20 protein-coding genes are annotated in these 21,220 nt (G+C 39.5%); 10 read left to right on the top strand and 10 right to left on the bottom strand.

All coding sequences use genetic code 11. From position 1 onward, the window contains the following. Positions 1 to 16: 16 nt before the first annotated feature. Both ASU1_RS05190 and ribH read left to right on the top strand, forming a co-directional pair. A complete protein-coding gene (locus ASU1_RS05190; protein ID WP_014991740.1) occupies positions 17 to 1,222 on the top strand; it encodes a bifunctional 3,4-dihydroxy-2-butanone-4-phosphate synthase/GTP cyclohydrolase II in 1,206 nt (401 codons plus the stop codon). A 110-nt stretch (positions 1,223 to 1,332) separates the two neighbouring features. After that, on the top strand, positions 1,333 to 1,794 hold the full coding sequence (gene ribH / locus ASU1_RS05185) for a 6,7-dimethyl-8-ribityllumazine synthase (protein WP_005596393.1): 462 nt from the start codon (positions 1,333 to 1,335) through the stop codon (positions 1,792 to 1,794). Positions 1,795 to 1,884: 90 nt separating this feature from the next. Here ribH and greB read toward each other — a convergent pair whose 3' ends face one another. The 4 genes from greB to radA form a co-directional block, all read right to left on the bottom strand. Next, positions 1,885 to 2,373, bottom strand: a complete 489-nt coding sequence (greB, locus tag ASU1_RS05180; RefSeq protein ID WP_014991739.1) for a transcription elongation factor GreB — start codon at positions 2,371 to 2,373, stop codon at positions 1,885 to 1,887. 9 nt (positions 2,374 to 2,382) lie between these two features. Beyond that, on the bottom strand, positions 2,383 to 3,318 hold the full coding sequence (locus ASU1_RS05175; RefSeq protein WP_014991738.1) for a KpsF/GutQ family sugar-phosphate isomerase: 936 nt from the start codon (positions 3,316 to 3,318) through the stop codon (positions 2,383 to 2,385). A gap of 127 nt (positions 3,319 to 3,445) precedes the next feature. Continuing rightward, complete coding sequence (gene pepB / locus ASU1_RS05170) at positions 3,446 to 4,729, bottom strand: aminopeptidase PepB (protein ID WP_014991737.1); 1,284 nt, start codon at positions 4,727 to 4,729, stop codon at positions 3,446 to 3,448. Positions 4,730 to 4,794: 65 nt separating this feature from the next. Beyond that, positions 4,795 to 6,174, bottom strand: coding sequence for a DNA repair protein RadA (radA, locus tag ASU1_RS05165; protein ID WP_014991736.1), 1,380 nt, complete (start codon positions 6,172 to 6,174; stop codon positions 4,795 to 4,797). Between the two features lie 179 nt (positions 6,175 to 6,353). Between radA and ASU1_RS05160 the strand changes: the two genes are divergently transcribed. Genes ASU1_RS05160 through yacG form a run of 6 tightly spaced genes read left to right on the top strand, consistent with a single transcriptional unit; the run spans position 6,354 to position 10,887 of the window. Further along, entirely contained in the window at positions 6,354 to 6,791 is a 438-nt protein-coding gene (locus tag ASU1_RS05160) for a pilin (protein ID WP_014991735.1), read from the top strand. Between the two features lie 20 nt (positions 6,792 to 6,811). Next, complete coding sequence (locus ASU1_RS05155; protein ID WP_014991734.1) at positions 6,812 to 8,197, top strand: GspE/PulE family protein; 1,386 nt, start codon at positions 6,812 to 6,814, stop codon at positions 8,195 to 8,197. Beyond that, on the top strand, positions 8,190 to 9,383 hold the full coding sequence (locus ASU1_RS05150; RefSeq protein WP_014991733.1) for a type II secretion system F family protein: 1,194 nt from the start codon (positions 8,190 to 8,192) through the stop codon (positions 9,381 to 9,383). Before ASU1_RS05155 ends, ASU1_RS05150 begins: the two co-directional genes overlap by 8 nt. Further along, positions 9,383 to 10,057: an A24 family peptidase gene (locus ASU1_RS05145; RefSeq protein WP_014991732.1), complete on the top strand. Its 675-nt coding sequence runs from the start codon at positions 9,383 to 9,385 to the stop codon at positions 10,055 to 10,057. Before ASU1_RS05150 ends, ASU1_RS05145 begins: the two co-directional genes overlap by 1 nt. A gap of 21 nt (positions 10,058 to 10,078) precedes the next feature. Then, positions 10,079 to 10,717 (top strand): dephospho-CoA kinase, encoded by a 639-nt coding sequence (gene coaE, locus ASU1_RS05140; protein WP_014991731.1) that lies wholly within the window; start codon positions 10,079 to 10,081, stop codon positions 10,715 to 10,717. Next, on the top strand, positions 10,699 to 10,887 hold the full coding sequence (gene yacG / locus ASU1_RS05135) for a DNA gyrase inhibitor YacG (protein ID WP_005623139.1): 189 nt from the start codon (positions 10,699 to 10,701) through the stop codon (positions 10,885 to 10,887). The genes coaE and yacG overlap by 19 nt, the downstream gene beginning before the upstream one ends. A 76-nt stretch (positions 10,888 to 10,963) precedes the next feature. Here yacG and holA read toward each other — a convergent pair whose 3' ends face one another. The 4 genes from holA to ASU1_RS12120 all read right to left on the bottom strand — a co-directional run bounded on the left by holA (position 10,964) and on the right by ASU1_RS12120 (position 16,425). Further along, positions 10,964 to 11,989 (bottom strand): DNA polymerase III subunit delta, encoded by a 1,026-nt coding sequence (gene holA, locus ASU1_RS05130; RefSeq protein WP_014991730.1) that lies wholly within the window; start codon positions 11,987 to 11,989, stop codon positions 10,964 to 10,966. 108 nt (positions 11,990 to 12,097) lie between these two features. Continuing rightward, a complete protein-coding gene (locus tag ASU1_RS05125) occupies positions 12,098 to 12,592 on the bottom strand; it encodes an LPS-assembly lipoprotein LptE (protein ID WP_005597385.1) in 495 nt (164 codons plus the stop codon). Positions 12,593 to 12,691: 99 nt separating this feature from the next. After that, positions 12,692 to 15,277, bottom strand: coding sequence for a leucine--tRNA ligase (gene leuS / locus ASU1_RS05120; protein ID WP_014991729.1), 2,586 nt, complete (start codon positions 15,275 to 15,277; stop codon positions 12,692 to 12,694). A 461-nt stretch (positions 15,278 to 15,738) separates the two neighbouring features. Next, positions 15,739 to 16,425: an excalibur calcium-binding domain-containing protein gene (locus tag ASU1_RS12120; RefSeq protein WP_014991728.1), complete on the bottom strand. Its 687-nt coding sequence runs from the start codon at positions 16,423 to 16,425 to the stop codon at positions 15,739 to 15,741. Between the two features lie 381 nt (positions 16,426 to 16,806). Here ASU1_RS12120 and pepE point away from each other — a divergent pair, with 381 nt between their 5' ends. Further along, the gene (gene pepE / locus ASU1_RS05110; RefSeq protein WP_014991727.1) at positions 16,807 to 17,511 is read left to right on the top strand and encodes a dipeptidase PepE; all 705 of its coding nucleotides are present in this window, start codon (positions 16,807 to 16,809) and stop codon (positions 17,509 to 17,511) included. Positions 17,512 to 17,521: 10 nt separating this feature from the next. Further along, entirely contained in the window at positions 17,522 to 18,814 is a 1,293-nt protein-coding gene (gene dcuC, locus ASU1_RS05105; RefSeq protein ID WP_014991726.1) for a C4-dicarboxylate transporter DcuC, read from the top strand. An 81-nt stretch (positions 18,815 to 18,895) separates the two neighbouring features. Here dcuC and serS read toward each other — a convergent pair whose 3' ends face one another. Both serS and smpB read right to left on the bottom strand, forming a co-directional pair. Beyond that, the gene (gene serS / locus ASU1_RS05100) at positions 18,896 to 20,203 is read right to left on the bottom strand and encodes a serine--tRNA ligase (RefSeq protein WP_014991725.1); all 1,308 of its coding nucleotides are present in this window, start codon (positions 20,201 to 20,203) and stop codon (positions 18,896 to 18,898) included. 117 nt (positions 20,204 to 20,320) lie between these two features. Further along, complete coding sequence (gene smpB, locus ASU1_RS05095; RefSeq protein WP_005601189.1) at positions 20,321 to 20,800, bottom strand: SsrA-binding protein SmpB; 480 nt, start codon at positions 20,798 to 20,800, stop codon at positions 20,321 to 20,323. Between the last annotated feature and the right edge of the window lie 420 nt (positions 20,801 to 21,220).

Raw genomic sequence — 21,220 nt, 5'->3', positions numbered from 1 at the left:
ATTTTAGGAAAAGAAGATGACAGATTTCCAATTTTCAAAAGTAGAAGATGCAATTGAAGCGATTCGTCAAGGTAAAATCATTTTAGTGACTGACGATGAAGATCGTGAAAACGAAGGCGATTTTATTTGTGCGGCAGAATTTGCGACACCGGAAAATATCAACTTTATGGCAACTTACGGTAAAGGTTTAATTTGCACACCGGTTTCAACGGAAATTGCTAAAAAGTTAAATTTCCATCCGATGGTGGCAGTCAATGAAGATAACCATGAAACGGCATTTACGGTATCGGTGGATCATATTGATACAGGAACAGGCATTTCTGCCTTTGAGCGTTCAATTACTGCAATGAAAATTGTAGATGATAGTGCGAAAGCAAGTGATTTCCGCCGCCCAGGGCATATGTTCCCATTAGTAGCAAAAGACGGTGGTGTTTTAGTACGTAACGGTCATACCGAAGCCACTGTTGATTTAGCTCGTTTAGCTGGTTTAAAACACGCTGGTTTATGTTGTGAAATTATGGCAGATGACGGCACCATGATGACCATGCCGGATCTACAAAAATTTGCCATAGAGCACAATATGCCATTTATCACGATTCAACAATTACAAGAATATCGCCGTAAGCATGATAGCTTAGTGAAACAAATCTCCGTGGTAAAAATGCCAACCAAATACGGCGAGTTTATGGCGCATAGCTTTGTTGAAGTGATTTCAGGTAAAGAACACGTTGCGTTAGTCAAAGGTGATTTAACGGACGGTGAGCAAGTTTTAGCGCGTATTCATTCTGAATGTTTAACCGGTGATGCGTTCGGCTCTCAACGTTGTGACTGCGGGCAACAATTTGCCGCAGCAATGACACAAATTGAAAAAGAAGGTAGAGGCGTTGTACTGTATCTACGTCAAGAAGGTCGTGGTATCGGTTTAATTAATAAGTTACGTGCTTACGAACTGCAAGATAAAGGGATGGATACAGTTGAAGCGAACGTTGCTTTAGGTTTTAAAGAGGACGAACGTGAGTATTATATCGGTGCGCAAATGTTCCAGCAGTTAGGCGTGAAATCGATCCGTTTATTAACCAATAATCCGGCAAAAATTGAAGGCTTAAAAGAGCAAGGGTTAAATATCGTTGCACGTGAGCCGATTATTGTAGAACCGAACAAAAATGACATTGACTACCTAAAAGTAAAACAGGTAAAAATGGGACATATGTTTAACTTCTAACTTTAACGACTGTATGTAATGTTAGGGAAGCAAGCATTGCTTCCCTACTATAAAATGATACAAGCGGTCACTTTTTTATAAAATTTTGCATATTTCAAGAGGACAAAAAAATGGCAAAGATTACAGGTAACTTAGTTGCGACAGGTTTAAAATTCGGTATCGTAACCGCACGTTTCAACGATTTTATCAACGATAAATTATTAAGTGGTGCAATTGATACCTTAGTGCGTCACGGTGCGGATGAAAACAATATTGATACGGCGTGGGTACCGGGAGCATTTGAGATCCCGTTAGTCGCGAAAAAAATGGCAACAAGCGGTAAATATGATGCGGTAATCTGCTTAGGTACGGTAATTCGCGGTTCAACAACTCATTATGATTACGTATGTAATGAAGCGGCAAAAGGTATCGGTGCAGTTGCATTAGAAACCGGTGTACCGGTAATTTTCGGTGTATTAACCACAGAAAATATTGAACAAGCGATTGAACGCGCGGGTACTAAAGCAGGTAACAAAGGTTCAGAGTGTGCATTAGGTGCAATTGAAATGGTAAACGTATTAAAAGCGATCTAATTTTTCGTTTGACGTGCTAAAAACAAGCGGTCGTTTTTGACTGGAATTTTGCAAATTTCCCGTTAAAAACGACCGCTTATATTTTTATGTCTAGTAAAGACTTTCTTTCTCGTACCAGATTTTATTGATATATAGCAAGCTTTTGCCAAGTGGCGTATCGACCTTAATTTCATCATCCACTTCTTTACCGATTAACGCTCGGGCTACCGGTGAATCAATCGAGATCCAATTCTTAGCCGGATCAAATTCATCACAACCGACAATCCGATATTGCTTGGTTTCACCTTGCTCATTTTCAAGCTCAACCCAAGCGCCAAAAAACACTTTGCCTTCTTGTTTCGGATGATAATCCACGATTTGTAACACTTCTAAACGTTTGGATAAAAAACGAACTCGGCGGTCAATTTCACGTAAACGACGTTTACCATAGATATATTCGGCATTCTCGCTACGATCACCTAAAGCCGCCGCTTCTGAAACCGCTTGTGTTACTTTCGGACGCTCATCTTTCCATAAAAATTTAAGCTCTTGATCTAAGGTTTGCCATCCGCTACGCGTAATATAATTTGATTTCGCCACAAAATATCCTTAACTTGAGAATTCCATAATACCGGACACTTTACCCTCGTCATTCAGCGCAATAAGCGAATGGATATGCAATTCTTTCATCATTTCTTCCGCCTTCGCTAAATAAGTATTATCCGAAATGGTTTTCGGATTTTTAGACATAATTTGTTCCGCTGTTTTCGTTAGACTTCCAGCACCGAATTGAGCGAGCGTACGGCGAATATCACCATCAGTAATAATGCCCTGTAAATCTTCATTTTGCATAATCAGTGCAACTCCCATTCTGCCTTCATTCATCACACTTAAAATCGTACTGAAATCTGCATTTGGTTGCGCAATAGGTAACTTGGTTTGCATCACATCTTTCACGCGATTGAGTAATTTACGTCCTAAACTACCGCCCGGGTGGAAGCGAGCAAAATCTTCCGCTTTAAAACCACGAGCATTGATTAATGCAATCGCTAGCGCATCGCCTAGCGCCATAGTCACTAGTGTTGATGTAGTTGGGGCAAGATTATTTGGGCAGGCCTCTCGTTCAACACCGATATTGAGAATTAAATTGGCATGTTGAGCCAGTGTCGAATGCGGATTTCCGGTCATCGCAATAATTGTATTACCAAAGCTTTTTAGGCTTGGTAATAATTTAATCACATCATCGGTTTCACCGCTGTTGGAAATAAGAATCACCACATCAATCGGTTTTAACATCCCTAAATCGCCATGGAACGCTTCGGTCGGATGTAAATAAAAACTTGGTGTGCCGGTTGAAGCAAACGTCGCTACCATTTTTTGCCCGACTAAACCGGATTTACCGATACCCGCAACCACGACACGGCCTTCACAGTTTAAAATCATTTCGATCGCTTGATTAAATGTACCGTCTAAACGCTGATTAAGCTGGTTAATTGCTTGGGTATAAAGGCTGAGAGTTTCGTTTGCGCTCGCTAAGTAATTCATATTTGTTCCTAAATGGCAAAATAGAAGTCAATTCGTAATATTATACACAAAGCAAAATAAAACCGCTTGTTTTACGCTAACTTTAGCGGAACAAGCGGTTAAATTTTCCAGAAATTTTACTAAAAGCTTATTGAGATAAAAGCAGATTCGCTAGGGTCTTCATCCCTAAACCGGTTGCACCGGCTGCCCATAAATCACTTGCTGTTTTACGGAAAGTGGCTGAGGCATCAATATGTAACCAATTTTGAGCGTAATCTTTAACGAAGTACGATAAAAATGCAGTTGCGGTACTTGCACCAGCACCAACCGGCACCGATCCGATATTGGCAATATCGGCAAATGATGACGAAATTTGTGAGCGATGAAATTCTTCAAATGGTAAACGCCAGAACGGTTCGTTTTCCGCTTTTGCTGCATTAAATAGGCGAGCGGTTAATTCATCATCCATAGAAAGTACCGAATGGTAGTCATTACCGACCGCCACTTTTGCGGCACCGGTTAAGGTTGCTGCATCAATGATAAATTTTGCATTTTGCTCACTTGCTTTAATTAGGCCATCCGCTAACACTAAGCGACCTTCCGCATCGGTATTCAACACTTCTGCACTAACGCCATTGCGATATTCGATAATATCGCCTAATTTAAATGCAGTACTGCTTACCATATTTTCCGCACAGCATAAGTAGAGTTTTACACGTTGTGTTAAGCCACGACTGATTGCAAAGCCTAATGCACCAGTTAATAAGGCTGCACCACCCATATCGGTACGCATGGTACTCATTGAGTCACTCGGTTTAATGCTATAACCACCGGTATCGAAGGTAATGCCTTTACCGACTAAACAAGCAAGCACAGGTGAATTAATATCACCGCTTGGATTGAAATCCAATTTGAGCAATGCCGGTTTATTTGCCGAGCCTTTACCCACAGTCCAAATGCCGTGATAACCCTGTTTTTTCAGTTCTTCACCGCAAATAATTTCAGCGGATACCGCATTTTTACCGAGATATTGCTCAGACTGTTTGGTAATAAACTCCGCTGCTTTTTGAGCTAATTTCTCAGGTGTAAGTGTTTCAGAAGATTCGTTAATCAAAGATCGAGTAAAGCTAGAGCAGTGTACACGTGCGTCAAATTCCGCTTGTTGTTCGGCTAAGTCAGGGTAATTTACTGTTCCGGTATTGCGGACACTGACAAAACCTTGATGGAATGCCCAGCATTCTTCTAGGCCCCAATCAGAACCGGTAAGTGCAACATTCAATATACTTTGATTTTTAATTTTACGGGCAGCACGTTGAATAGTCGTTAACGGATCTTTTTGTAGGTGAATTGTCATACCTTGTTCATTGGCTGACAGAATTGCATTTTTGCCCCATTGTTCCGGAGCGGCTTGTTGCGATAATGTGATTTGCATTGCCATAAATAAGATTCCTATTGAATGAAAGTTTTTATATCGTAGCTAAATTTAAATTAACAAGATTATAAATTACCAAGCGCATCTAGCGCATCACTTAATTTTTTAACCCCAATCACTTCCATATCTTTTATCGGTTTTTTCGGCATATTACCAAATGGCACGATTGCTCGTTTAAAACCGTGTTTTGCCGCTTCGCTAATACGTTCTTGACCACTCGGCACCGGACGAATTTCGCCGGCAAGTCCTACTTCACCAAAAATTACTAAGTCCTGTGGTAACGGGCGATTTCTAAAACTTGAGATCAGTGCCAAAATTAAAGCAAGATCGGCACTGGTTTCTGTGACTTTTACGCCCCCAACAACGTTAACAAAAACATCTTGGTCAGACATTTGCAGTCCGCCATGGCGATGAAGCACTGCAAGTAAGAGCGATAAGCGATTATGATCTAAACCGACCGCCACACGGCGTGGATTAGCTAACATAGAATGATCAACCAGCGCTTGAATTTCGACTAATAATGGGCGAGTTCCTTCCCAAAGTACCATAACAGAACTGCCTGAAACCAATTCATCACTACGGCTTAAAAAAATAGCGGATGGATTTTTAACTTCTCGTAAACCTTGTTCAGTCATAGCAAATACACCAAGTTCATTTACCGCACCAAATCGGTTTTTTTGGCTTCGTAATGTTCTGAAACGTGAATCAGATTCACCTTCTAGCAATAATGAGGCATCAATAGCGTGTTCTAACACTTTTGGGCCGGCAAGCGTACCGTCTTTGGTGACGTGACCGACCATAATAATTGCCACTTGGCGTGTTTTGGCATAGCGGGTAAGAAATGATGCACATTCTCGTACTTGAGCAACAGAACCCGGCGAGGATTGAATATCGGATAAATGCATCACTTGAATAGAGTCAATTACCATTAATTTAGGTTTTTCTTGGTCGGCAATATTGCAAATATGTTCGACAGATGTTTCCGAAAGCATTTTCAGGTTATCAGTTGGTAGCCCTAAACGATTAGCACGCATTGCAACCTGTTGTAATGATTCTTCACCAGTGACATAGAGCGTCGGTAGCATTTTTGATAAGCCACACATTACTTGCAGTAATAGGGTTGATTTTCCCGCACCAGGATGCCCCCCGATGAGAATAGCAGAACCGGGCACGACACCACCGCCGAGTACGCGATCAAGCTCATTAAACCCACTACTAAAACGAGGCACTTCTTGTAAGCTGATTTCGGAAAGTGTTTGTACCTTGCCTGAAGTCTCTCCAGCATAGCCACTGAAGCGGTCATTTTTGCTTGATTCTTTACTAGAAATTAAGCGAACTTCACTAATCGTATTCCATGCTTTGCACTCTTTGCATTGACCCATCCAGCGAGAATATTCTGCGCCACAATCATTACATACGTAAGCCGTTTTCGGTGCTTTTGCCATTTTGACCTCTATTTGATTTAAACCGATAAAATCATAGCAAAAAATACTGAGTAAATAAACAGGTAAGAATTTGTTTTTGCGATCCGGATCGAGAATTTGATGTTCGGTTATCGCATTGATTTAAAACAGCTTGCAAACTAATAGAGCGCAATAAGCGTGGACAAAAAAGGAACTTATAGATGAAACACATAATTAAACCGATACAACAGGCATTTACCCTGATTGAATTAATGATTGTGATTGCAATCATTGCAATTTTAGCAACTGTGGCGATTCCTTCTTATAACAATTACACCAAAAAAGCGGCATTATCCGAACTGTTAGCGGCATCTTCTGCATATAAAACGGATGTAGAAATTTGTATTTATAACACTGGAGCTACCAATAGCTGTTTTAGTGGAGCCAATGGCATTAAGAATGGCGATGATCTTAAAAATTCTAAGTATTTAGATTCAGTCTCTGTAACTGCCGGTACTATAACCGTGAATGGCAAGGGCAGCGTAGCGGGATATGGTTATACACTTACACCGGATTATTCAAGTAAAACACTGACGTGGAAAACAACCTGTTCAGGAGAGGATAAAAGTTTATTCCCCGCAGCATTTTGCTCGGAATAATAATATAAGGAGGAAATCAAATGCAGTATTCGGTTTGTGATATGAATAGCCAGCAGGTATTTGATATCTCTGAATCCTTGTGGCAGAAAAATTGTGACGAAAAACATATTTTGTTGCGTTATTTAGCCATTCCGATTCAAGAAAATGACGATACGTTATGGCTTGCAATTGATGATATGAATAATTTAAGTGCTTGTGAAATTTTTGCATTTATTGCGCATAAAACAATTGAACCTGTTTTGATTTCCTCCGATGAATTGAAATACTTGCTTAATCAACTTTCACCGGAACAGCAATCACTATACGAGGAAACTGAGTTAAATTATCAATCGCCGGATAATTTAGATCTACTCAATCAAAATGATCCCATTATTCAGATTTTAGATAATTTATTTAAATTCTGCTTAAAGCAAAATGCTTCGGACATTCACTTTGAACCGCAAAAAGAGAAGCTACAGATTAGATTGCGTATTGATGGGGTATTGCATATCTATAAAAGTTTATCGTTTAGTTTAGCTAATCGTATTATCACGAGGCTTAAATTGTTAGCTAAATTAGATATTAGCGAAACACGTTTACCACAAGATGGCCAATTTAATTTTAAGACGGTAACGGCTGAGACATTAGATTTTCGAGTGTCCAGTTTACCCACGAGCTTTGGTGAAAAAATCGTTTTACGTTTACAAAAGAATAAACCTACTCATTTCGATTTTTTGGAATTAGGTTTCTCACCGGAACAAAAACAATTACTACTTACGGCACTACATCAACCACAAGGGCTGATTCTGGTGACAGGACCAACGGGCAGTGGTAAAAGTATTACGTTATATAGTGCGTTAAATTATTTAAATAATAGCGAACGGCATATTCTGACGGCAGAAGACCCGATTGAAATTGAGATAGAAGGGATTATCCAAACTCAAGTAAATCGTGCAATTCAATTAGACTTTAGCCAATTACTCAGAACATTTTTACGACAAGATCCGGACATTATTATGTTAGGAGAAATTCGTGATCAAGAAAGTGCTGAAATTGCATTAAGAGCAGCACAAACAGGGCATCTAGTGCTTTCTACATTACATACGAATGATGCACCGTCTGCGATTGAGCGTTTACTACAATTAGGGATTAAAGAGTATGAGATTAAGAATTCGCTGCAACTGATTATCGCACAGCGTTTATTACGTAAACGTTGTCCGCAATGTGGCGGAAAAGGATGTGATAACTGTTATCACGGTTATAAAGGGCGAACGGGAATTTACCAATTACTTGCAAAACAAGGTAAATTTTTTGAAAAATCGACCGCTTATTTGGATTATGACAATTTACGAGCCAGTGCTGAACAAAAGTTAGCGGCTAACATAACAACAGTAGACGAAGTAAAGCGGGTGTTAGGTGATGGTTAGTATTTTTGAATTTCACTGGAAAGCGAAGAATCGTTTTCAACAAAAACAAAGTGGTATTTTATTAGCCCAAAATCATGCTGAGGCAGAACAAAAGCTCTTGGCAAAAGGTTATCAATATATTCATATTCAACGCAATTTTACTTTTTCTCGACAGCCTAAAGCAGATGAAGTTACTCAATTTCTTGCGCAATTAGCATTATTGATTAATGCTTCCATTCCTTTTAAACAAGCGTTAATGATGCAGCAGGAAAATTGTACGAATATTAAGTTATATCAATGGCTATTAGCTTTAAATGCTTCGATAAGCTCAGGATATAGCTTTTCTGCGAGTTTAGCGAAATTGGATCTTTATCTTTCTAAGCAAGAAATCCAATTAATTCGGATGGGCGAACAAAGTGGTAAATTAAGTGTGGTTTTGGAAAATATTGCTAAAACACGTAATCAAGCAGATAAATTAGCGAAGAAAGTCAGAAAAATTACATTTTATCCGCTGATTGTATTAGTCATTTCGTGTGTATTGACGCTTGGGTTGTTAGTTTTTATTGTGCCTCAATTTGCCGATTTGTATATGGGTAAGGCACAGAATTTGCCATGGTTAACGTCATTATTATTTTCTCTCTCTGCGTTTTTACGACAGAATGGGATATTTCTATGTTGTGGCAGTATAGTAGTGATGGGAGTGTTGCTCTGTTTTGCAAAAAAATTCGGAAATTTGACCGCTTGTCAGATGCGTCTGTTGTCTTATATCCCCTTCTTTAATCAAGTTATTCGTTATACGAGAATTATCTTCTTTACTCAGAATCTTGCGCTAATGTTAAGTGCCCATCTGCATTTAGAAGTGGCTCTAAAAGCTTTTTTAGCTGAGAAAATGCACGATAGACTTTTACAGGAACAAGTACGACTTACGTTATCTTTATTACAACAAGGGTATAAATTTTCGGAAGGATTAAACCCGGCAGTATTCACTCCACAAATGGTACAAATGATCACGATAGGAGAGAAAAGTGCTAATTTAGCGGTGATGTGTACGCAGATTAGTGATATTTATCAGCTGAAATTAGATTATCAAATAGATTTGCTTTCACAATTACTTGAGCCGATTTTAATGCTACTTATGGGGATTATTATTGGCACGGTTTTAATTGGGCTTTATTTGCCGATTTTTGATTTGGGGATTCTCGTATAATGGAAGCGGTTGAATTTAATCAATTTTTTGCGACACTAATAGCATTTTTATTTGCATTTTGGTGTAAACGAGCCATCAAGTTATTTGCTAATCATATTAATCAACAAGTATATCAAGAATACAGTAGCTTATTGCCTCCTATACATAGTTATGACTATTTTAGTCAGCATTCAAAATTACAACCCAAACAAAGCTATTTGGCTAATTTTTTCTTCTGGGCTTTTCCATTACTTACATTTCATATTCCCTCAATGACACTCGCATTTTTATTGATGATTTTGCTGTTTTTGAGTGTGTTGGATTCTTGTTACTATTTAACGGATATTCGTTATGTTATTGCGATATTCGTTTTGGCTCTGGTCTATGAACCAATGGCTGCACATATAGAAACCTTATTGGGTTGTATATTATTTTTTACCTGCCTTCATTACGGAATTTTGTGGTTCTGGAAGAAAGAGGCATTTGGTATAGGTGATAGCTTAGTGATTAGCTCAATTTCGCCTTTGTTTAACATTGACGATATGTTGAAATTAATCTTACTGGCTTGTGTTTCAGGTTGTATTTATTATTTCGGCTATCAAGCCATAATGAAGCGTACTTTAGTAAAATTGCCTTTTATTCCTTTTATTAGCTTTTCGACTTTCGTACTAATTATTGATAAAATTTATGCCTAATTGTTAGTATGGGAATTAAAAATGACCTATGTAGTTGGTTTAACCGGCGGAATCGGAAGTGGCAAAACGACAGTCGCAAACTTATTTGCCGAACTCGGCGTACCATTAATTGATGCGGATATTGTTGCTCGCCAAGTGGTTGAAAAGGGGGCACCGCTATTGAGTAAAATTGCCGAGCATTTTGGCGATGAGATTCTAACCTCTCAAGGTGAACTGGATCGAGCCAAGTTACGTCAAATTATTTTTCATCAAGAACAAGAGAAAATATGGTTAAATAACTTGTTGCATCCGGCTATTCGTCAAGAGATGTTAAGCCAAATACAAGCCTGTTCCGCACCATATTTATTATTTGTGGTACCGTTATTGATTGAAAATAACCTTACTGAATTTTGTGACCGAGTAATCGTCATTGATGTAGAGCCAGCCATTCAGCTGGAACGAGCAACCAAGCGAGATCAAAGTAAGGTTGAAACGATTAAAAGCATTATGGCATCACAAGTTAGCCGAACAGAGCGACTGCGTTATGCCGATGATGTGATTGAAAATAATTTGCCGTTGGAACAGGGGCTTGAGCGTATAAAAACACAAGTCTTTACCTTACACCAACAGTATTTAGATTTAGCAAAATATAAGGAAAGCGAATGTCAGAAACTATCGTAAATTGTCCGACTTGTCATCAAGAAGTGATTTGGAAGCCGGAAAGTAAATATCGCCCGTTTTGTAGCGAACGTTGTCAATTGATCGATTTGGGTGAATGGGCAAATGAAGAAAAGCGTATTGCGGCAGTTGAGAATGATGTGATGACTTCGGATTTAGAAGGGCATTACTAACCAATAACTATGACGGAAGCTATTGCAAATTTATCATAAAATTTAACCGCTTGTAGTAGCTTCCGTACTCACTTTTCTATTCAAAATAGGCGGAAAAACGCTCTAATTCCAGCCAAATTTCATCACTAAATTCTTGTTTTACTTGCTTTTCCAATTCCGCTAAGCGTTGAATAAGTTGATACAATTTTTTATACGTTAAGCGTTGCACTGCGGCTTGATAAAAAGGACGGCGATTTTGCCAGACCTTCAAGCGGTCGAATTCCGCACGTAAATTACCCATATATAACGGCTGATTGCTATTTTGCACTGGTTGCGGAGAACGAGTAATTTCCAGCAGCACCAGTAGTTCTTTTTGAATAATACGTAGCAAGACAACCGGTTGAACTTCTTCGTTTTGTAGATGTTTTAAAATACGTTCCGCACGAGCAATTTTGCCTTCTAATAAGGCATCAATCCATTGAAATGGTGAAAATTGAGCGGATTGTTCCACCACTTCTTTAGCGCGAGCCAGTGAAATTTTTCCGTCGTTAAAGCGGAGTTGCAGCATCTGTAACGCTTGTTTTAGCGCTAATAAATTTCCTTCATAGCTATAACAGAGCAACTGAATGGCTTCCGGCTCAATCTGCAATTCCATAGCTTTGGCTCTATGTGAGATCCAAGTCGGTAATTTAGCCATTTCCGGCGTTTGGCAATTGATTTGTACGGTTTGTGCTTCGATTTGTGTGAACCATGCTTGCTTTTCCATTGCCTTACTGAATTTCGGCAAGCAGAGAATCAACAATAGATCCGGATGGCTAAAACGGCATAACTCCGCAACATTTTTCATTTGTGCTGCAGTTGGCGTTTCCGGCAGGTTGAGAATAATAATTTGGCGATTAAAGAACAAACCGTTTGATTGTGCGGCCTCAAAGAGATCTTCCCATTTTGTGTCATTTGCAATACTGACTTCTTGTTTCTCATCGAAATCGGCTAAACGAGCAGCTTGTACGATATGATCTTTGCTTTCGTTCAGTAATAACAGATCGTTCCCGGTCAAGAGATAAAAAGGGGAGAGACTTTTGGATAAAACAGTAGGAAGTGCTTCAGGGAAAACTTTTTGCATATTGAAAACCACGGATTACACGGATAAACACGGATTGCCCGCTTGTAAAAAAGTGCAAGAATTTAACCGCTTGTTTGCGTGAAATCCGTGTTATCTGTGGTTAATGAATTATTTAGCTTGATTTAATTCTTTATGTAAACCGGCCATTTTGATGATAAGCTGGCGAGAAGCTTGCTCATACATATCTTTCATAATCATTTCTTGCTCTGCCGATTTTGCTAATGCGGCACGAGAGTCATCAAAGAAAGTACGGTGAACGGAAACTTCTAACGGATATGCGCCTTTTTTCGGTACATCCACGATTGCTTGTACATTTAACGTGAGTAATTTTTCCGCTTCACGCGCTTGTTTAAACACCGAAACGACTTTACTGCCGCTTGAAGCACCAACAAGACGTAATTTAGCGACGCCTTCCGTTGCGGAAACTAATTCTACATCGTTAAGTTGTAGTTGATGACGTAAAGTACGCGACATATCGCTATGCTGATCGGCACTTTCAAATGTCAGTGTACGCAGATCTTGCGGTAGCACTTCATTGTTTTTGAAGTGCCAACCGCAAGCGGTTAAACCGAGAACGGCTAAAAGAGAGAGTTTTTTTAACATTGGGAACTCCAATCAAAATAGGGTTGTAGAGAAGTGCTACATATACCCATTTTCGTAATATTCACAATAAAGGGCGAACATAGTTCGCCCTCATTGCTATTAGGCTTTTACCGCAAAACTTAACATTTTATACGGTACATAGATTTCTTTCACGATTTCTACGCCTTCTAAGAATTTCGCTACGTTTGCATCCGCTTTCGCAATTGCTTTAACTTCATCTTCGGTTGCTGTTGCTGAAACAGTAACTTTACCACGTACTTTACCATTTACTTGTACCACAACCAATTTTTCGTCTTCAACCATTGCTGATTCATCTGCAACTACCCATGGCGCAAAGTCAATCGTATCGTTATTGCCTAGCGCTTGCCATAACTCGAAGCAGATATGTGGCGTAATTGGGTAAAGCATACGTACTACTGCACTGAGTGCTTCCGCCATTACCGCTTTATCTTGATCATTGTCGAGTGAAGCTTTTGTCAGTTTGTTCATCAATTCCATAATCGCCGCAATTGCGGTGTTGAATGTTTGACGGCGACCGATATCATCAGATACTTTCGCAATGGTTTTGTGTACGTCACGGCGAAGCTCTTTTTGTGCTTTGCTTAATGCTGCTACATCTAATGCTGCTGTCGCAGGATTTTGGCTGTATTCATACACTAAATTCCACACACGACCTAAGAAGCGTTTTGCACCTTCCACACCGGATTCTTGCCATTCAAGCGTCATTTCTGCCGGTGAAGCAAACATCATAAATAAACGTACTGTATCCGCACCGTATTTTTCCACCATTTCTTGTGGGTCGATACCGTTGTTTTTCGATTTCGACATTTTGGTCATACCACTGTGAACTAACTCACGACCTTCAGGATCAGTCGCCTTGATAATGCGGCCTTTTTCATCACGTTCTAACGTCACTTGTGTTGGGCTAACCCAAATACGCTCGTTAGTCGGGCTGGTGTAATAGAACGCATCAGCAAGCACCATACCTTGACATAAAAGTTTAGTTGCCGGTTCGTCAGAATTTAAGATACCCGCATCACGTAACAATTTGTGGAAGAAGCGGAAATAGAGCAAGTGCATTGTCGCGTGTTCGATACCGCCGATATATTGATCCACCGGTAACCAGTAGTTTGCCTCGTCAGAATCTAACATCCCTTCGTGATATTGCGGGCAAGTGTAGCGTGCGTAGTACCAAGACGATTCCATAAAGGTGTCGAATGTATCGGTTTCTTTTAACGCAGGTTTGCCGTTGTAAGTGGTTTTCGCCCACTCAGGATCAGCTTTGATCGGGCTTTGTACGCCATTCATTACTACGTCTTCAGGCAGAATCACCGGTAAATCTTGCATTGGTACGGTAACCACTTCGCCGTCTTCGGTAGTCATCATTGGGATTGGAGCCCCCCAGTAACGCTGACGAGACACACCCCAGTCACGCAGACGGAAGTTTACTTGGCGTTTACCAACTTTCATCGATTCTAATTTATCAGCAATCGCATTGAACGCTTTATTAAAGTCTAAACCGTCAAATTCAGCAGAATTGATTAATTTACCGTGTTCGGTATAAGCCGCTTTTGTGAAATCCCATTCAGCACCGTCAAGCGGTTGAATTACTTGATTAATTTGCAAACCGTATTTTTGAGCAAATTCAAAGTCACGTTCATCGTGTGCAGGCACAGCCATTACTGCACCTGTACCGTAGTGCATTAATACGAAGTTAGCAACCCAAACCGGTACTTCTTTACCTGTTAGCGGGTGGATAGCGAACAGGCCTGTCGCCATACCTTTTTTCTCCATTGTTGCTAATTCTGCTTCGGCAACTTTGGTGTTTTTCGCTTCACGAATAAATTCTGCAAGTGCAGGATTATTTTCTGCTGCCATTTCGGCTAATGGGTGAGCTGCAGCAACCGCTACATAGCTTACACCGAAGAACGTATCCGGACGAGTAGTGTAAACCGGTAATTCTGCATTTGAACCGGCGATTTTGAAGGTAATTTCAACCCCTTCAGAACGACCGATCCAGTTACGTTGCATAGTTTTTACTTGATCAGGCCACTGTGGAAGATTATCTAAGTGATTTAATAATTCTTCAGCATAGTCGGTAATTTTGATAAACCATTGTGGGATTTCGCGCTGTTCCACAGGTGTATCACAACGCCAGCAACAACCTTCGTGAACTTGCTCGTTTGCAAGTACGGTTTCATCATTCGGGCACCAGTTGACCGTAGAGGTTTTTTTATAGACTAAACCTTTTTTATAAAGCTCAGTAAAGAACCATTGTTCCCATTTATAGTATTCCGGACGGCAAGTGGTTACTTCACGATCCCAGTCGTAAGAAAAGCCCAACATTTTGAGCTGGCCTTTCATATATTCGATATTTTCGTATGTCCATTTTGCCGGTGCAGTGTTATTTTTTACTGCAGCACCTTCTGCTGGTAAACCGAAAGCGTCCCAACCCATTGGTTGTAATACATTTTTACCGATCATACGTTGATAACGAGAAACTACATCACCGATTGTGTAGTTACGCACGTGCCCCATATGTAATTTACCTGATGGATACGGCAACATTGAAAGGCAATAGTATTTCTCTTTTGTTACATCTTTAACTGCTTTAAAAACTTTATTTTCTGCCCAGAATTGCTGAACTTTAGGCTCAATTGCACTTGGGTTATATTGTTGTTGCATAAATTTTGACCTTTAAAACTTATCGAAAAAAATTGTATCTAGCATACCGTAAAAATGCCTTTTTTTGAATGGAAAGCGGTGGGATTTTAGGGATTTTTTGCAAGTTTGTATAAAAACAATGCCTTTTAGGAAAACCAAAAAGGCATTGTCTTATTAATTTTTGATTTCGTAATATTCTGCTTTAGGCAAAACATTCGAAAGCAGAAATTATTTAATGGCTTATTGTTAAATAGATACAGTAGCTCAGGGCACCTAAAAACATAAAATCAAGAACTAACACATTGAAATTTCCTATAAGTATAGGTGAATAGAAATAACACCTTCATAATGTGGTAATAAATTTATTGAAGAGATAGCGGTTTTTTTCGACATAGAAAATGCACTATGCTTATTTTTTAACAACAAATTAATGAGAAAAGTTCCCAATAATTTATGTTATGTTTTCTAATGATAAAAGCTCATTAGCCGCATAAATTCTCACAAGGGACACCATCATGGTCTCTATCTAAGCTACTTACGCCACAACGACGTAAATGATATTTAGCTTCTGCACAATTATCCATTTGTCCACAACGACGTTTACCACATTGGAAAGATAACTCTTCACTTACTTGTTTTTTCAATGGCTTTGCTTTTGGATGTTCTGAATGAACAATTTTTTTCATGCTTTGATTTTGTTTTTCTACGAAATGGTTATTTTTTTTAGGTTTCGCATTTTCTTTAGTATTTTCTGAATGGCGCGTAGCTAAACGGGAAACAGACTGCTCTTTATTAATCTTTTCTAGATGTTTTGGAGAATAGGATGAGCGAATTGTGATATGGGCTTCATCTTCCGTTTCTTCCATTTTAGGTAACGGAGTTGCAAAGCTATTACTTAAATAGGCTTGAGTTGGGTTTTCTTGAATAAGAGATTGTGCCGATGTCGGTGTATACACCATAGCGCGAGGAACGGTCGGTAGAATCTGCGGATTTTCAGACTCAGCTTTTTCTGGCCCGCTTGTAAATAACGACAAACTTGCCATACAAAACCCAAATAAACCACCACAAGCATGACTAATAAGTTTATTTTTGCCTTTTGTTTGTAGTGATTGAGAAACATAGTACCACGCGTACCAAAATGTTCCGACAAACAAAATAAGTGAAAGCATTATTAATTCCTATATAAGCTAAAAAAATAAAATAAGCGCCAAAAACAATGGAAATAATTATATTTATTAAGTCGGAATTTCTCAGTTTTTGGCGCAGGAGGTATAAATTAAAATTATTTTACTCCCTTAAGGTAAGACCTCCGCCTTGACAGCGATAAAAGTCTATCTTGTTTTTATATTATAAATATTGATTTAAATCAATTAATTTATGTAACTTTACAGAACTTTTTGAGTGGTGTGTTTTTTATACAAAAAATTATTTACATAACGAAATCTCAAGTCATTTTGTGATAAGCGTCAAAAAAAGTAATATCTTATTTTTGCTTTTTATTTCTATCACAAGATAATGAGGCAAGAGATCTAACAAAAGGAGAATCACATATGAAAAATATGTTGTTGATGAGCGGTTCAAAATATAAAGATACCGCTTATTTAGTGCATACTTTGCCTTGGCTGGCACAATTTTTAGCTGATTATAAGGGTAAGAAAGTCGCTTTTGTTCCTTATGCAGGCGTACGTCGTTCATTGGATGAGTATGAAGCAACCGTAAAAAACGCATTACAATCTTTAGAGGTTGAAATCGTATCGGTACATCGAGGTAAACAACATCGTGATCTTATTGAACAGGCGGATGTGATTGCGATTGGTGGCGGTAATACTTTCTGCTTATTGGAGCAAATGTATGAACATAATTTACTGGATGTTATCCGCTCCAAAGTAAATAGTGGTACACCTTATTTCGGTTGGAGTGCCGGTGCAAATGTTGCTGGTAGTTCTATTATGACCACTAATGATATGCCGATTACTTACCCACCGTCTTTTAATGCGTTAAATCTCTTTCCACATCAAATTAATCCACATTTTATTTCCGGCAAAATGCAAGGACATAATGGCGAGAGTCGAGAAGAGCGCTTGGAAGAATTTTTGATCGTTAACCCCCAAGCTCAGGTTTATGCGCTGCTGGAAGGGACAGCATTACATATTCAAGGTGAACAAGCGACCGTACTCGGTGAGCAAGATATTCTCTGTTTTAGTGAAAAAATGCAGCTTGTCAGAAAAGCAGTTAATTCAACATTTAATTACTAAGGAATTTGTTATGTATGAACTTAAACCTTTTGTTGCCATTATCGGCATTTTAGTCACAGTTTACCTACTGATAAAAAAATATGAAACAAGAACCGTGCTAATCGGTATCGGTCTGATTATGTCGATTGTAACGCTTAATCCGATGGGAGCATTAGATGCCTTTTCTAAATCAATGACTTCAAGCGGTCTGATTATGGCGATTTGTGCCAGTATGGGGTTTGCTTATGTGATGAAATATACCCAATGCGATACGCATTTGGTGCATTTACTTACTAAACCGTTAAGCGGTTTGAAATTCTTTTTGATTCCGATTGCAACGATTCTGACTTTCTTTATCAATATTGCAATTCCATCCGCAGCAGGCTGTGCGGCAGCGGTAGGGGCAACTTTAATTCCGGTATTAAAAAGTGCAGGTGTACGTCCGGCAACCGCAGGGGCGGCAATTTTAGCCGGTACGTTTGGTTCAATGATGAGTCCGGGTTCTTCTCATTCGGCAATGTTAAGTGAAATGTCAAATTTAACCATTACCGAAGTGAATTTAGCCCATGCACCTTATACAACGATTGCCGGTGTTATCGGAGCGATTGCTTTGACGGTCATGGCAATTATTTTGAAAGATTATGGTGAGGAACACCGTAAAGCTTATTTAGCTGAGCAACAAAATGCAGAAACTAAATTTAGCGGCGTTAATCCGTTATATGCACTTGCACCGTTATTGCCGTTAATTATTCTTGTTATCGGCGGGACGGAATTACAAAAGACACCGGGCTTAGAATGGACCCAAATGGGCGTGCCGCAAGCAATGTTAATCGGTGCGATTTATGCGATTATCGTGACACGTATTTCGCCGGTTAAAATTACCGAAGAATTTTTCAACGGTATGGGGAATTCGTATGCCAATGTATTAGGTATTATTATTGCAGCAAGTGTGTTTGTTTCAGGCTTAAAAGCAACCGGTGCGGTGGACTCTGCAATTGAATTCCTTAAGCACTCAAATGAATTTGTGCGTTGGGGGGCGACTATCGGGCCATTTTTAATGGGAATTGTGACCGGCTCGGGTGATGCGGCGGCAATTGCGTTTAATACTGCAGTAACACCACACGCAGTGGAATTAGGTTATACCCACGTGAATTTAGGGATGGCGGCAGCGATTGCCGGTGCTATCGGTCGTACAATGTCACCGATTGCCGGGGTAACGATTGTTTGTGCGGGGCTTGCGATGGTCAGTCCGGTCGAAATGGTAAAACGTACCGCACCCGGTATGATTTTAGCAACATTATTTTTAGCGTTGTTTATGCTGTAATATAGCAATAAAAAAATAAGCGGTCTGAATTTGCAAAAAATGAACAAATTCAGACCGCTTGTGTTTATTTCAGTAGAGTAATTAAGCGGTAATTACTTCCACACCGCCCATATATGGACGTAATACTTCTGGCACAGTGATCGAGCCGTCAGCATTTTGGTAGTTTTCAAGTACTGCAACTAAAGTACGACCCACCGCTAAACCTGAGCCGTTTAAGGTGTGAACTAAGCGAGTTTTCTTATCGCTTTTTGCTTTGCAACGTGCAGCCATACGGCGAGCTTGGAAATCCCACATATTTGAGCAAGAAGAAATCTCACGGTAAGTGTTTTGTGCCGGTAACCAAACTTCTAAATCGTAAGTTTTTGCTGAACCGAAGCCCATATCGCCTGTGCAAAGCAGAACTTTACGGTATGGTAAACCTAAAAGTTGTAATACTTTTTCTGCGTGGCCTGTTAATTCTTCTAACGCTTCCATTGATTTTTCAGGTGCTACAATTTGAACCATTTCTACTTTTTCAAATTGGTGCATACGGATTAAACCACGAGTATCACGACCATAAGAACCTGCTTCAGAACGGAAGCACGGTGTATGTGCAGTATAGCGTAATGGTAATGTATCTTCATCAATGATTTCATCACGCACAAGGTTAGTTACAGGCACTTCTGCGGTTGGAATTAAACTAAACGGACGTTGCGTTTCGTTTGGATCTTGACCGGTTAATGGTTGAGTATGGAATAAATCTTCGCCGAATTTTGGCAATTGACCGGTACCGAACAGCGTATCGTGGTTGACTAAGAACGGTACGTTTGTTTCCACATAGCCGTGTTGTTCAGTGTGAAGATCTAACATAAACTGCGATAAGGCACGGTGTAAACGAGCAAGTTTACCTTTCATTACCACAAAACGGCTAGCCGTTAATTTTACGCCGGCAGCAAAATCTAAACCGTTTAACGCTTCGCCTAATGCCACGTGATCTTTTACTTCAAAATCAAATTGGCGAGGCTCGCCCCAACGTGATACTTCTAAGTTTTCCGTATCATCTTTACCTAAAGGCACTTCGTCAGCCGGTAAGTTCGGCACAGATAAGAGTAACTCACGAATTTCTGCTTGTACTTGGTCTAAAGCGACTTTTGCTTCGTTTAATTCGTTACCCATATTATCTACTTCCGCTAATAACGCAGAAATATCTTCGCCGCGAGCTTTTGCCGCACCGATATTTTTTGAACGGGCGTTACGTTCCGCTTGTAAGGTTTCGGTTTTTACTTGAAGTGTTTTGCGTTGTTCTTCCAATGCTTTTACACGCTCTACATCAAGGGTAAAGCCACGTTTAACTTTAAGTGCATTTGCAACATCGTCTAAATTAGTACGAAGAAGATTTTGGTCGATCATTTTTTATTCCTTAATTTTTAATTGTGACCACGGACGGCACAGATGGCTCGGAGAGGCAAAAAACGGGTCAAATTTAACCGCTTGTTCCGTGCTTGCTGTTATCCGTAGTTTTTGAAATTAGCCACGATTTGCGTTTTTCATAATACGCTGTTTCGCTACTTGCCATTCACGGTCTTTAATGTCTTCACGTTTATCGTGTAATTTTTTACCTTTTGCCACGCCGACTTTCACTTTCGCCCACGCATTTTTCCAGTAGAGCGATAATGCTACAACCGTCATGCCGTCTCGATTTACTTTACCGAATAGCGAATCCAGTTCACGTTTATTCAATAGTAATTTACGGGTGCGAGTCGGATCACAAACAATGTGAGTAGAAGCCATATTTAATGGGGTGATAGTTGCACCGAATAGAAATGCTTCGCCGTTACGAAATGTCACGTAACTGTCGCCGATATTCGCCTTGCCGGCACGCAGCGATTTTACTTCCCAGCCTTGTAATTCTAAGCCGGCTTCAATTTCTTCTTCGATAAAATATTCATGACGAGCACGCTTATTTAGTGCAATCGTATTCGAAGCTACTTTTGGTTTTTTTGCCATAATTTAAAAAGATTGAGAAAAATTTATAAGATTCTACCGCAAAGCTGCCTAACAGTGAACAGTAACCGTTTAAAATCAAGCGACAAGCGGTTAAATTTGTGAAAATTTTTGCATAATGGATAAGAATTACCCTAAATTGCGGTGTTGTTCGCATTTTGAGCAAACATTTTTATATATACTATAGCGAGTAAGCTTTTTTAGCACTTATTCAATTCATCGGGCTTACCGCATTTTATAAAGTTTAAGGATAAAAGTATGACTTTGGGGATTATTTGGCTTTTCTATTCGATCTTTTTATATTTATATTTTGCGACACACTATCTATTCTTAGCGGTTTCTGGTCAGTATATTTCTGTGTCATTCATAACTTGGATATTTGTTATTTATCTATTTTTGGCTTGTAGAAAACAGTTACAATGG

The sequence above is a fragment of the Actinobacillus suis ATCC 33415 genome, from assembly GCF_000739435.1.
Classification (GTDB): Bacteria; Pseudomonadota; Gammaproteobacteria; order Enterobacterales; family Pasteurellaceae; genus Actinobacillus; species Actinobacillus suis.
Note: the sequence above shows the minus strand (reverse complement) of the source record. Positions and strands in the feature narration are given on the sequence as shown.